The sequence below is a fragment of the Pseudomonas sp. WOUb67 genome, assembly GCF_050058005.1.
GTDB classification, from domain to species: domain Bacteria; phylum Pseudomonadota; class Gammaproteobacteria; order Pseudomonadales; family Pseudomonadaceae; genus Aquipseudomonas; species Aquipseudomonas putida_R.
This window is the reverse complement of record NZ_CP170112.1, coordinates 4042381-4055498: the sequence shown is the minus strand read 5'-3', so window position 1 is coordinate 4055498 and position 13118 is coordinate 4042381. Positions and strand designations below refer to the sequence as shown.

11 protein-coding genes are annotated in these 13118 nt (G+C 62.2%); 8 read left to right on the top strand and 3 right to left on the bottom strand.

The genetic code is table 11. From position 1 onward, the window contains the following. The first annotated feature begins 134 nt into the window (after nucleotides 1-134). Together macA and ABOC32_RS18260 are read left to right on the top strand one after the other, a co-directional pair. Nucleotides 135-1292 carry a macrolide transporter subunit MacA gene (gene macA / locus ABOC32_RS18265; RefSeq protein ID WP_426808273.1) on the top strand — a complete coding sequence of 386 codons (1158 nt, stop codon included), beginning with the start codon at nucleotides 135-137 and terminating at the stop codon, nucleotides 1290-1292. Nucleotides 1293-1294: 2 nt separating this feature from the next. Further along, the gene (locus tag ABOC32_RS18260) at nucleotides 1295-3298 is read left to right on the top strand and encodes a MacB family efflux pump subunit (protein ID WP_426808272.1); all 2004 of its coding nucleotides are present in this window, start codon (nucleotides 1295-1297) and stop codon (nucleotides 3296-3298) included. 128 nt (nucleotides 3299-3426) lie between these two features. On the opposite strand, the gene ABOC32_RS18255 is transcribed toward ABOC32_RS18260, so the two are convergent. After that, nucleotides 3427-4059 carry a helix-turn-helix transcriptional regulator gene (locus ABOC32_RS18255; RefSeq protein WP_426808271.1) on the bottom strand — a complete coding sequence of 211 codons (633 nt, stop codon included), beginning with the start codon at nucleotides 4057-4059 and terminating at the stop codon, nucleotides 3427-3429. 222 nt (nucleotides 4060-4281) lie between these two features. On the opposite strand from ABOC32_RS18255, the gene hisN reads away from it, so the two are divergent. After that, on the top strand, nucleotides 4282-5073 hold the full coding sequence (gene hisN / locus ABOC32_RS18250; RefSeq protein WP_426808270.1) for a histidinol-phosphatase: 792 nt from the start codon (nucleotides 4282-4284) through the stop codon (nucleotides 5071-5073). A 165-nt stretch (nucleotides 5074-5238) separates the two neighbouring features. Continuing rightward, on the top strand, nucleotides 5239-5970 hold the full coding sequence (locus ABOC32_RS18245; protein ID WP_426808269.1) for a hypothetical protein: 732 nt from the start codon (nucleotides 5239-5241) through the stop codon (nucleotides 5968-5970). A gap of 2 nt (nucleotides 5971-5972) precedes the next feature. On the opposite strand, the gene ABOC32_RS18240 is transcribed toward ABOC32_RS18245, so the two are convergent. Both ABOC32_RS18240 and ABOC32_RS18235 read right to left on the bottom strand, forming a co-directional pair. Next, a complete protein-coding gene (locus ABOC32_RS18240) occupies nucleotides 5973-6857 on the bottom strand; it encodes an alpha/beta hydrolase (protein WP_426808268.1) in 885 nt (294 codons plus the stop codon). A gap of 347 nt (nucleotides 6858-7204) precedes the next feature. Beyond that, on the bottom strand, nucleotides 7205-8185 hold the full coding sequence (locus tag ABOC32_RS18235; RefSeq protein ID WP_426808267.1) for a LysR family transcriptional regulator: 981 nt from the start codon (nucleotides 8183-8185) through the stop codon (nucleotides 7205-7207). A 443-nt stretch (nucleotides 8186-8628) separates the two neighbouring features. On the opposite strand from ABOC32_RS18235, the gene ABOC32_RS18230 reads away from it, so the two are divergent. The 4 genes from ABOC32_RS18230 (at nucleotide 8629) to ABOC32_RS18215 (ending at nucleotide 13111) form a co-directional block, all read left to right on the top strand. Then, nucleotides 8629-9789 (top strand): quaternary amine ABC transporter ATP-binding protein, encoded by a 1161-nt coding sequence (locus tag ABOC32_RS18230; RefSeq protein ID WP_426808266.1) that lies wholly within the window; start codon nucleotides 8629-8631, stop codon nucleotides 9787-9789. A gap of 43 nt (nucleotides 9790-9832) precedes the next feature. Continuing rightward, nucleotides 9833-10786, top strand: coding sequence for a glycine betaine/L-proline ABC transporter permease ProW (gene proW, locus ABOC32_RS18225; protein WP_426808265.1), 954 nt, complete (start codon nucleotides 9833-9835; stop codon nucleotides 10784-10786). Nucleotides 10787-10856: 70 nt separating this feature from the next. Then, nucleotides 10857-11885: a glycine betaine/L-proline ABC transporter substrate-binding protein ProX gene (proX, locus tag ABOC32_RS18220; protein ID WP_426808264.1), complete on the top strand. Its 1029-nt coding sequence runs from the start codon at nucleotides 10857-10859 to the stop codon at nucleotides 11883-11885. A 140-nt stretch (nucleotides 11886-12025) separates the two neighbouring features. After that, on the top strand, nucleotides 12026-13111 hold the full coding sequence (locus ABOC32_RS18215) for a GlxA family transcriptional regulator (protein WP_426808263.1): 1086 nt from the start codon (nucleotides 12026-12028) through the stop codon (nucleotides 13109-13111). The last annotated feature ends 7 nt before the right edge of the window (nucleotides 13112-13118 follow it).

Below are 13118 nucleotides of genomic sequence, written 5' to 3'. Positions count from 1 at the left end.
CCATGCCCCAGCACCGATTACCTGTGGACGCGGGCTTGCCCGCGAACATTGTTGCAGGCGGTGCCTTGCGCCGCCGCTGCCACAGGTGTCGTACCCGGTCGATGCATCTGAATTGCAGAGGAAAGTGAGTGTTCATGGACAAGTCGAGATTCCGCAAGTACAGCCTCGGTCTCGCCGCGGCCCTGGTGGCCGGCATCAGCCTGTACGCCATCCAGGCCCCTGCCAAGGCGCCGCAGTACATTACCGCCACGGTGGAGCGTGGTGACATCGAAAACGCCGTGCTGGCTACCGGCATGCTCCAGGGCATCAAGCAGGTAGACGTCGGTGCCCAGGTGTCCGGGCAGCTGAAGTCGCTCAAGGTCAAGCTCGGCGACAAAGTCAGCGAAGGCCAGTGGCTGGCCGAGATCGACCCGCTGGTGCTGCGCAATACCTTGCGCCAGGCCGAGGTGGATGAAGAAAAGCTGCAGGCCGAGCGGCGGTCGAGCCTGGCCCAGCTCAAACAGGCCCGGCGCGTGTACGAGCGCTACCGCGAACTGCAGGCCGACGAGTCGGTGTCGCGGCAGGACTTCGAGAGCGCCGAGTCCGAGTACGAGGTACAGCAGGCCGCCGTGCGCTCGCTGGACGCGCAGATCCAGAGCGCCCGTGTCGAGATCGACACGGCCCGGGTCAACCTCGGCTATACCCGCATCAACGCGCCGATCACCGGCCATGTGGTGGGTATCGTCACCCAGGAAGGGCAGACCGTGATCGCCAACCAGCTGGCCCCGGTGCTGCTCAAGCTGGCCGACCTCGACACCATGACGGTGAAGGCCCAGGTGTCGGAAGCCGACGTGATCCACATCACCCCTGGCCAAGAGGTGTATTTCACCATCCTCGGCGAGGACAAGCGCTATTACGCCAGGCTGCGCGGCACCGAACCTGCGCCGCAGAATTACGCACAGAGCAGCGACAAGTCCGACGGTGGCACCAGCAAACCCAGCGGCGCGGTGTTCTACAACGCCTTGTTCGAAGTGCCCAACCCGGAGCACAGGTTGCGGATTTCGATGACGGCCCAGGTGCACATCGTGCTCGACACCGCCCAGGCCGTGCTCACCGTGCCGGTGGCGGCCCTGGGCGGGCGCAACGGAGATGGCAGCTTCCCGGTGCGGGTGCTGGACGCCAAGGGATTCGCCCAGGTGCGCAACGTTCAGGCGGGGATCAACAACAACGTCAAGGTCCAGATCAAGGACGGGCTGGCAGAGGGTGACCGGGTAGTGATCGGAGAGCCGGTGTCGGGCGAAACGGGGGCGTGAGCATGAACATGAATGTACAGCCGAGCCCGCACATGGCGCTTGCCAGCGGTACTGCCGAGCCATTGCTGCGCTTGCGTGGGGTAACGCGCAGCTTCCAGGCCGGCGACCGCGAATTCCTCGCACTCAAAGGCATCGACCTGCAGATTCACAGCGGCGAACTGGTCGCCATCATCGGCGCTTCCGGCTCCGGCAAGTCGACCCTGATGAACATCCTTGGCTGCCTGGACAACGCCAGCAGCGGCAGCTACCAGGTGGGCGGGCAGGAAACCCGCGAGCTGGATGACGACGCTCTGGCGGCTTTGCGTCGCGACCACTTCGGCTTCATCTTTCAGCGTTACCACCTGCTGCCGCACCTGGATGCGCTGCACAACGTCGAGATCCCCGCCGTGTATGCCGGCACGTCGCAGGGGCAGCGCCACGATCGGGCGCGCGAACTGCTGACGCGGTTGGGCCTGAAGGGCCACCTGACGCATCGCCCCAGCCAGTTGTCAGGTGGCCAGCAGCAGCGAGTGAGTATCTGCCGGGCGTTGATGAACGGCGGCCAGGTGATCCTCGCTGACGAACCCACAGGCGCCCTGGACACTGCCAGCGGCAAGGAAGTGATGAACATCCTGCTGGAGTTGCACGCTGCCGGGCACACCGTGATCCTGGTCACCCACGATCCCAAGGTGGCCGCCCATGCCGAGCGCATCATCGAAGTCAGCGATGGGCAGATTGTCAGCGACCGGCGCACTGGCGCGGCGGCCATCCCCGTGCAAGACGCGCAGGCTGCGCCCCAGGCGCAGGGCGCGCGGCGCCTGCTGGTAAGCCTGGGCATGTTCCGCGAAGCATTCAAGATGGCCTGGATTGCGCTGATCTCGCACCGTATGCGCACCCTGCTGACCATGCTCGGGATCATCATCGGCATCACCTCGGTAGTGTCCATCTCGGCCATCGGCGAAGGCGCCAAGGGCTATGTGCTCAAGGACATCCAGGCCATTGGCAGCAACACCATCGACATCTACTCGGGCAGCAACTTCGGTGACAACCGGGCCAAGACCATCGAAACCCTGGTGCCCGCCGATGTCGCCGCGCTCAATGAACTTTACTACGTGGACAGTGCCACCCCGGTGATCGGCCAGAGCACGCTGGTGCGCTACCGCAACCTGGATGTCGACGTACAGCTCAACGGTGTCAGCGAGCATTACTTCCAGGTGCGTAACATTCCGTTGGCCGCGGGTATCGTGTTCAGCGCCGACGACGCCCGGCGCCAGGCCCAGGTGGTGGTGATCGACCACAACACACGCAAGCGCCTGTTCGGCCCGAACATCGACCCGCTGGGGCAGGTGATTCTGGTCGGCAACCTGCCGTGCACGGTGATTGGCGTGACGGCCCAGAACAAGAACCTGTTCGTCGCCAGCAACCAGTTGAACATCTGGGTACCTTACGAAACGGCGGCCGGGCGGGTACTTGGGCAGCGTCACCTAGACAGCATCAGCGTGCGTATCAAGGACGGTGTGCCGAGCAAGCGGGTAGAGGACGAGGTGACCCGGGTGATGTTGCAACGGCATGGTACCAAGGACTTCTTCACCAACAACCTCGACAGCATCATGCAGACCGTGCAAAAGACCAGCCGTTCGCTGACCTTGCTGTTGTCGCTGATTGCGGTGATCTCGCTGGTAGTCGGGGGCATCGGGGTGATGAACATCATGCTGGTCTCGGTGACCGAACGGACCCGTGAAATCGGCATTCGCATGGCGGTGGGTGCCCGGCAATCGGACATTCGCCAGCAATTTCTGGTGGAAGCCGTGATGGTCTGCCTGTTTGGCGGGCTGGTGGGGATTGGTTTGTCGTATGGCGTGGGTTATCTGTTCGAGTTGTTCGTCAAGCAATGGGAGATGGTGTTCTCGCTTGCATCGGTAGTAATGGCATTTGCCTGCTCGACGCTGATCGGCGTGGTGTTCGGGTTTGTGCCGGCGCGCAATGCAGCGCGGCTCGACCCGATCGAGGCCTTGTCCAGGGACTGAAGCACACCGGCACCGGCCAATTCGCGGGCACGCCCGCTCCCACAGGGCACCTGCTTTATCAAAGCGTGAGGTGTTGTTCCATGAGAGCGGCTTTACCCGTGAAGTGGCGATTTCAGGCGAGCGCCTGTTCAAGCCTCGGCATACATCCAGCGCATCAGCGAATGTCGCCCGCTAATGCCCAGCTTGATCGCCGCCCGGCGCAGGTAGCTCTCCACTGTATTCACCCTCAGCCCCAGCCGCTCGGCTTGTTCCGGTGCCGTATGCCCGGCCAGCAGCCCCAGGCACACCTGGCGCTCGCGCTCCGACAGCTTCAGCCCCGACTGCCCCAGCCGGTCGACAAAGCGCTGCTCTAAGCTTTCCCGCGTTTGCCGCTCCGGGCCGGGCTGCAATGCATCGATATGCTTCTCCAGCATTGGCAGCAGCAACGGTGAAATCGCGTCCAGGCGGCTCCGTTCGAATGTCGAGAAACCGTAGGTAGAGTCTGCGCGCAGCACCTGGATTTCCATGCGTGCATTGCCGTTGCGGCGGATCCGGTGCAGGCGCGACGGGTCGCTGAAGCCACCCTCGGGTTGTTCATCCGAGGAAAATACCGTTTCTTCGATCAGCGTCGAATCGCAGGGCATGAGGGGCAACTGGCGGATATGCGTGGCATCGATGGACAGGTGAGCCTGGATCAGGTCGTGCAGCATGCGCGGAAACTGGCGGCTGCCGGTGCTGGCAATGACTTTGCCGATCTGAGGGTAGAGCAGGTTCGAATTCATCGCGTCGTCCATGAAGGCCAGGTAATGGTTATCCCGTCAGGTTTATATCAGCCCGGATCCTGGGCTTGCGACGGGAAGTGGTTGCTATGCTAGTACAACGAACGGGTGACGGTTAAATGAAGCAGCGGTAATGTCATTATAGTGGCACTTATCTCAGTCAACTGGCGATACGCGGGCTGTGGGGTATGATGCGTGCCCCATCATTGTCACGAGGCCTGTCCCATGTCCCTGAGCGCTGAACAGATCGGCGAATTTCGCGCCTTTGCCGAGCAGCTGGCCGATGCTGCCGCTGTGGCGATCAAGCCATACTTTCGTGCCAGCCTGGATGTCGAGGACAAGGGCGGGCGCCTGTACGACCCGGTGACCGTGGCTGACAAGGCGGCCGAGGACGCCATGCGCGAGCTGATCCAGGCCCGCTACCCAGACCACGGTATTCTGGGTGAAGAGGCGGGTGTGGCCGTCGGCAGCAGCCCGCTGACCTGGGTGCTCGACCCGATCGACGGTACCCGTGCCTTCATCACCGGCCTGCCGTTGTGGGGCACGTTGATTGCCCTGAACGATGGCACACGCCCTGTGGTTGGCGTGATGAACCAGCCATTCACCGGTGAACGCTTTGTCGGTACCCCTGAAGGTGCCTGGCGCAGTGGTGCGCCACTGAAAACCCGTGCCTGCGCCGACCTGGCTTCAGCCACGCTGATGTGCACCACGCCGGACATGTTCGATACCGCCGAGCGCAAGGCCGCGTTCGAGGCCGTTGCCGGCAAGGCGCGCCTGATGCGCTACGGCGGCGACTGCTATGCGTATTGCATGCTGGCTTCGGGGTTTGTCGATGTGATCGTCGAGGCGAGCCTGCAGCCGTATGACGTGCAGGCGCTGATGCCGATCATTGAAGGGGCGGGCGGAGTGATCACTGCCTGGGATGGCAGCAGCGCACAGAATGGCGGGTGCGTAGTGGCCTGTGGTGACCCGGCGCTGCATGCGCAGATGGTGGAGATGTTGCGCCACGCCATGTAATTGATGTATCGCCTGTGCGGGCCTCTTCGCGGGCTTGCCCGCTCCCACAGGGACCGCACAGCGCTCAGCTTCCTTGGTCACTGCACTTTTTACGATTTCCGGGCTCTATGCTTGGCCAGGCTGCACTGACCCCCGGTGCGGCCGCCGAATATCGACCCGGTGCCGATGGTTGCAAGCTATTCGACTTTCCTCCCGCGCCTGCTACTGGCAGGCGCCCTCACATGCCTGTGCGCCTGCACCCAGGAGCAAGGCCGCGATATTGTCAGCCAGTTCGGCAACGGAAAACCCAGTGAGCTGTTCCAGACCAGCGTCGACCGCCTGGCCACGCTGTCGATGCGCGACAACTTGCAAAGCCTGTATCTGCTGATGAACAAGCTGTACCTGCGCAACCCCAACCAGTGGAAGATGTCGGGTTACGTGGATGCCGCCACGGCGGAGCGGCAGATCCGCATGGCCATCGAACAACGCCAGCCACTGCCGCAACTGGGCAACCGCCGCGACCTGGCAGCATTGAGCTACGCGCTGAGCCCTGAGTTTCGCGGTGACCGGGTGGGTGCCTTCATCTATGCCATCGGCAGTATGCTAGTCACCGCGCACGGCGGGCGTACCGAGTTCTACATGACCGATACCATCGACCCGCTGTTCGTCAACAACGCGGCGCGCAACATCGAAAAAGCCACCTGGATGCTCAGCCAGCGGCAGGACGCCAATGGGGTGCTGCTGCTGTTTTCCAACGAGATTTCGGAAGAGGGCAGCAACCTGAGTTTTGCCGTGGAGTTTGGCAAGATCGTTGCGCGGCTGGATCTGTTGGCCGAGTTGCTGGATGAGCGTTATCGGCGCATTGGCTTGAATTACGCCCAGAGTTTGCTGCTGATGAATTTTTTGCCCGTGCAGTAAGTTCACAGCAATGCCTGGATCGCTCGCCGGTAACGCTGCCCGGCCAGGCTCATGCTGTTGTTATGGGTCGCTCCCGGTACCAGCAGCAATGTCTTGGGCTGCTGGGCTGCGTCGTACAATTGCTGGCTGAAACGCGGCGGCACGAAACGGTCGTCCAGGCCATGTACCAGCAGCACGGGTAGGCCAACATCGTTGATCTTGTGCAGCGAGTCGAACTTCTGTGACATCAGCCAGCGGACAGGTAGCGAGGTATTGGCAACCGCCGCAGCGACATCACCCAGGGAGGTGAAGGTCGACTCCAGGATCAGCCCGCGCGCCGGCGCCCCGTTACCGTCTTTTTGCGCCTCACGTGCCAACTCACTGGCCAGTTCCACGGCCACCGCACCGCCCAGCGAGTGACCGAAAATCAGGCGTTTCCCAGCATCCGGCTGCAACTGGGCAAAGCGCTCCCAGGCAATGCGGGCATCTTCGTAGACCGTTGCTTCGGAAGGCAGGTCGCCACGGCTCTTGCCAAAGCCTCGGTAATCCACCGCAAGCACCGAATAGCCCATGGCATGCAGTTGCTCGATTCGGAACAGTTGGCCGGTGAGGTTCCAGCGTACGCCGTGCAGGTAGAGAATGGCCGGCGCATTGGCACGTTTGGCCGGCCACCACCAGGCGTGCAGGTTCTGGTTGCTGGCGAAGCTGCGCGGGCGCAGGTCCAGTTCCTGCACACCGCTGGGCAGGCCACGGAACCAGCTGGCCTCGCCGGGCTCGATGCGAAACACCAGCTCGCGCTCCTTGTGCTGCAAGACAGCACAGCTGGTCGGCAAGCCGATGATCAGTGTGGCGGCGCACAGCCAGGTGAACCAACGGCGGCGCAGGTGGGTGAGGACGAGGGTAGGCATGAACGCGTTTTTAGCAGAAGTGCGGAGTCTTATGTTGGAAAAGTGGCCCAACGGCGGGGTGGCCAGCCTCGACACCCAGGCAGCTGGTCCAACTGACTGTCTCGATTCCAAGGCAAGTACAGGACCTGTAGGAGCAGCCTTGTGCTGCGAAGAGGCCGTTGCAGCCAAAGATGATTTTCAGCCCTACCGGCCTCTTCGCAGCACAAGGCTGCTCCTACCTGGTGCTGCGGTAGCCTGAGTGATGGTGCAACACAGTTGCTCCCACAGGGATATCACAGGGCCTGGGTCAGTGATATCCCCGTGGGAGCGGGTTTACCCGCGAAGAGGCCGGCGCAAGCAACCCAGGGTCAGCGAGTGCGCAGCGTTTCAAGCAACGGCTGAAACTCGTCCAGTAACCAGTCGCGTAACCGCCGGCAACTGCCGTCGTGCTCCTTGTCTTCGTTGAATGCCAGGAAGTGGAAGGTGTCTTTCAATACCAGTTCCTGCTCCACAGGCCGCACCAGCAAGCCTTGCGCCACCAGCGGTGCAATCAAGTGATGCCAGCCCAGCGCCACACCCTGGCTCCCCAATGCCAGCTGCACCAACAGGTTGTAGTCGTTGGCATTGAAAAAGTGCGGGGCGGTATTGGCGCGGCTTTTCAGGTCGACGTCATGAAAGGCCAGCCACACGTTCCAGTCCACATGCTCGGCCACCTGCGAGCGGCCATAGGGGCTGAGGTTCAGCAAGGTGCCATCACGCAGCCCCTGCAGGGTGCGCACTTCAGGGTGATCCAGCAAATACTGCGGCGTGCACACCGGATAGATCACGTCGTGGTTGAGCGGGTGTGAGCTGTAGCCCGCCTGCACTTTTCCCAGCTTGGTGATGTAGATGTCCGGCCGAACGCCAGGCTCCATCGACAAAAAGTTCTGCGTGGTCACCAGGTTGATGTCGATATCCGGGTTTTCGTCGAAGAACTTCGGCATGCGCGGCCCTAGCCACAGCGCGGCAAATGCCGGTGAGCAGCACAGGGTGACCACGTGCTTGGTGTTGGTGTTGCTGCGGATACGCTCGGCCGCCTGGGAGATGTTGACGAACGATAACTGCACAGCATCGAAGAAGATCGAACCGGCCACGGTCAACTCCACCGCACGGCCCACACGGCTGAACAGCTCGGCGCCCAGGTAGGTCTCCAGCTCACGGATCTGCCGGCTGACCGCGGCCTGAGTGACGCACAGCGCCTCGGCGGCGCGGGTGAAGTTCTGGTACTTGGCGGCGGCGACGAAGACTTTGACCGCGCGCAGCGAGGGCATCTTGATCAGGGTCTGATCGGGTTCGGAGTGTCTGACCATGTCGGGTGCAGGTCCTTCGTTATGCCGGGCTAGCCCACGCGGTCTTCTGTAGGAGCAGCCTTGCGCTGCGAAAGGGCCCGTACAGGCGCCGCAATCGCAAGTGTATGAGCCGGCCTCTTCGCAGCACAAGGCTGCTCCTACATTTGAATGCACTCCGGCAGGCTCTGTGTCGGGGCTTGGGTCCGATTGATAACTTCAGGTAATGGTTAGCGCCATGCAAATGTCGTTGGACCCGCTTTGGCACCAGGCCCTACCGTTGAACCACGGCGCGACATTCGAGACATCGATGTCGAAAACTTTTTGAAGCAGGACATTCTGCGTGCCGGTTTTGACTCACGTTCGAACTTGAACGGACTGCCAAGCGTACTCGCACTGATCGCTACCCGCCTTATTGAAAGTGCGATGTTGAAAGATTGGTTAATAAGCATAATAAAGAGGGTCGTATGAGCCATGCCGATGAGATTCTTTCGGTCAAAAACATCTTCAAGGTGTTCGGTCCCAACCCGAACATGGCCATGGAGATGCTCCGCAAGGGCGCCGACAAGAACGAAATCTTCAGCAAGACCGGCCACGTCGTCGGCGTGTTCGATGCAAGCTTTTCCGTCAAGCGTGGCGAGATCTTCGTCATCATGGGCCTGTCGGGCTCGGGCAAATCGACCATGGTGCGGCTGTTCAACCGCCTGATCGAACCTACCTCCGGCAGCATTCACCTCAACGGCAAGGAAATTACCGGGCTCTGCGACAAAGCCCTGCTGGATGTGCGCCGCAAGGAAATGGGCATGGTGTTCCAGTCCTTTGCCCTGATGCCGCACATGAGCGTGCTGGAAAATACCGCGTTTGGCCTGGAAATCGCTGGCGTCCCAGAGGCAGAGCGCCATAGCCGCGCCCGTGAAGCGTTGAGCCAGGTGGGCCTGGCCGGTCACGAACACAGTTACCCGCACCAGCTTTCCGGCGGCATGCAGCAGCGGGTCGGCCTGGCCCGTGCGCTGGCCAACGATCCCGCGATTCTGTTGATGGACGAAGCGTTCTCTGCCCTCGACCCGCTGATCCGCAGCGAAATGCAGGGTGAGCTGATTCGCCTGCAGGCCGAGCAGCAGCGCACCATCATCTTCATCTCCCACGACATCGAGGAAGCCATTCGCATCGGCCACCGCATTGCGATCATGGAAGGTGGCCGCGTGGTGCAGATCGGTACCCCGCAAGAGCTCATCAACCAACCGGCCAACGACTACGTGCGTACCTTCTTCAAGAGCTTCGACAGCTCGCGGGTACTCAAGGCCGGTGATGTGGCCAGGTTCGACCCGGCGGTGGTGTGCAAGGTCAACGGCAAGGCCCCGAGCTTCCAGGCCGGTGTGCCATTCGGCTACCTGGTCGACGAACGCGGGCAGTTGCTGGGTGTGGTCGATACCGACGCCTACGGTGCTACCGCCAGTGACCGCTACAGCCTGCACGAGCAGTGCCCGGTGTACACCGATACGCCGCTGCACGAAGTGCTGGGGATTGCGGCCAACCTGCCGTATCCGGTGCCGGTGCTCGACCGCCAGGGCGCCTTCAAGGGCACGCTGTCGAAGAACGAGCTGCTGCAGACCCTGAGCCGCAACTAACAAAAGAAGCGCCCGTAGCGTTTACTAGAAGAGGTAAGCCCTCATGTCCGAATTCAGCCTGCTTGACCCGTTCCAGGCGGCCACCATCCCTTTGGGTGACTGGGTTACCGCCACCCTGAATTTCCTGGTGCACAACTTCCGCGAGGTGTTTCGCGCCATTCGTTGGCCGATCGACCAGGTACTCAACGGTATCGAGTTCACCCTGCAGAGCATTCCACCCACCATCGGCATCCTCCTGTCGTCGTTGCTGGGCTGGCAGCTGGCGGGCAAGCGCATGGCCTTGCTGTGTTTCATCACCCTGACCCTGCTGGGCCTGATCGGTGTGTGGGCCGAGTCGATGACTACCCTGGCGCTGGTACTGACCTCGGTGTTCTTCTGCGCGCTCATCGGCATCCCGCTGGGCATCCTGTGTGCCCGCAGTGACCGCATGGAGCGCATTATCCGCCCGCTGCTGGATGCCATGCAGACCCTGCCGGCCTTCGTCTACCTGGTACCGGTGGTCATGCTGTTCGGCATCGGCAATGTGCCTGGGGTGCTGGTCACCATCGTGTTCGCGCTGCCGCCGCTGGTGCGCCTGACCAACCTGGGCATTCGCCAGGTGCCGGAAGACAAGATCGAGGCCGCCCGCGCCTTCGGCTGCACCCCACGGCAGATGCTGACCCGCGTGCAGCTGCCGCTGGCCACCTCGACCATCATGGCCGGCCTCAACCAGACCCTGATGCTGTCGCTGTCGATGGTGGTGATTGCCTCGATGATTTCGGTCGGCGGCCTGGGCCAGATGGTGCTGCGCGGCATTGGCCGCCTGGACATGGGCCTGGCCACGGTCGGTGGTGTCGGGCTGGTGCTGCTGGCGATCTTCCTCGACCGCCTGACCCAGGCCATGGGGGCACGCACCAGCGCTGACCCGAGCCTGCGCTGGTACCACACCGGCCCCGTGGGCGTGGTGATGCGCCTGTGTGGTGCCGCACAACCGCAAGGGCGGCGCAAGACCGCCTGAGCACAGCAAGACGTTTGAGACGTTCGATCTGCCGCACTTGAAGATAAAAATCAGAAGAAGGTAAGCGACGATGTACGCATCCAAGTTCTCCCGCAGCATCCTCAAATGCGCCACGGCGTTGACCCTGGTGGCCGCCGCGCTGGGCGCACACGCTTTGGCGGAAAAGCCGGGTGATGGCGTGAAGGTAACGCCGATTTTCCCTTCCATCGCCGAAGAGCGCTTCCGGGGCGAAGTGGCCATGGAGGGCCTGCGCGAGCTGGGCTACAAGGTTCAGGAGCCGAAGGAGACCGAGTACGGCGTGATGATGGTGGCCCTGGCCAACGGCGATGCCGATTTTACCGTGCACCTGTGGGACAAGCTGCACAACCAGTTCTACCAGCAGGCTGGGGGTGACGATGTGATGGTCAAGACCGGCGACATTCTGCCGGGCGTGGCCCAGGGTTACCTGATCGACAAGAAAACCGCCGACCAGTACAACATCAAGTACATCACCGACCTTAAAAAGCCCGAGATCGCCAAGCTGTTCGATACCGACGGTGACGGCAAGGCCGACATGACCGGTTGCAACCCTGGCTGGGGTTGCGAGCTGGTGATTGCCCACCACATGAAGGCCTACGACCTGGACAAGAGCATCACCGTCAACCAGGGCTCGTACTTCGCGCTGATGGCCGACACCATCACCCGTTACAAGGAAGGCAAGCCGATCTTCTACTTCACCTGGGTGCCGCAATGGATCGCCAGCGTGCTGGTCGAAGGCAAGGACGTGGTCTGGCTGGAAGTGCCGAAGACCGACCTGCCGGATGGCAGGAATGACGTCGACACCACGTACCACGGCAAGAACCTGGGCTTTGCCATCGACAAGGTTGTGGCTGTGCTGAACAAGGACTTTGCCGAAAAGAACCCGGCGGCGGTGAAGTTCCTCTCGCAGGTGCAGATCAGCACCGATGACGAGAGCAACCAGAACCTGAAGATGCAGCAGGGCGAGAAAAAGCCTAAAGACATCGAGCGCCATGCCAAGGAGTGGGTTGCCGCCCACCGCCAGCAGTTTGACCAGTGGCTGCAAGCCTCGCGTGACGCGGCGGCCCAGGCCGGCAAGTAACCTGTTCCATCAGTGTTGGCTTCTTCGCGGGCTTGCCCGCTCCCACAGGCATTTCACAGATTCCAGAGCCTGTGGAGGACCTGTGGGAGCGGGCAAGCCCGCGAAGAAGCCACTGCGATTCCTGCAGTTGAGTTAAAGCCATGAGCCACTTCGAAAGCATCCTCAAGAACGCCAACCTGGCGCATCTGGACCCTGCCATCCGCACTTCACTGTCAATGCCGTGCCAGCGCGTGGCGTTCGTCCTGCGTGAACACTTCTCGATGATGGCCTTCACCGCCGCGATGGACAGCCTGGTCACCGCCAACCTGATGAGTGCCACGCCGTTGTTCCAGGTCCAGGTGGTGGGTGAGGGCGCCCAGGTGATGAGCGACCTGGGCATCGCCCTGCCGGTCAACACCCAACTGGCCGAACTGGAGGTGCAAGGCCTGGATTGCCTGCTGGTATGTGGCGGCTTCCGCGTACGCCTGGAAACCGGCCCATTGCTCCGCGCCAAGCTGCGCCAGGCCGACCAGCACGGTAGCCAGCTGGGCGGGCTGTGGAACGGCGCTTACTTCCTGGCAGAGGCCGGCCTGCTCAATGACCACGACTGCGCCTTCCACCCCGATGGCCGGGCGATGATGAGCGAACTGTTCCCCAAGGTGCGTATCAGCCGCCAGGCCCATGTGCTGGACCGCCGCCGCATGAGCTGCGCCGGTGCCAGCAGTGCGCTGGACATGATGCTGGCGTTGCTTGAACACTGCGGCGGAGCGCCACTGCGCCGGGCCGTGGAGCAGATGTTGGCCTGTGACCGTTCGCGGGTAATGAGCGATGCACCGGCCAGCGCACCGGAAATCGACCCCAGCCTGCCCAAAGGCGTGCGCCTGGCCCTGGAGCTGATGCACGCCAACATCGAAGACCCGATCGGCATCGACGAAATCGCCGAGCATGCCGGGTTGTCGCGGCGGCACCTTGAGCGCTTGTTCCGCCGCCATGTGCAGGCCACGCCGCCACGCTACTATCTGGAACTGCGCCTGACCCATGCGCGGCAGTTGTTGCAGCACACCAGCAAGTCATTGACCGAGGTGGCAGTGGCCAGCGGGTTTGTCAGTTTCCCGCATTTTTACCGGCGCTTCCGTGAGTTGTTCGCCATCGCGCCGCGGCAGTACCGGGCGCGGAGCCAGGGGTGGGCAGGGCGGCAGGAAGTGGGGTGTGAATTGAGAGGTTCTGTTCCGCGCCATGGGCCATGACTGCGGC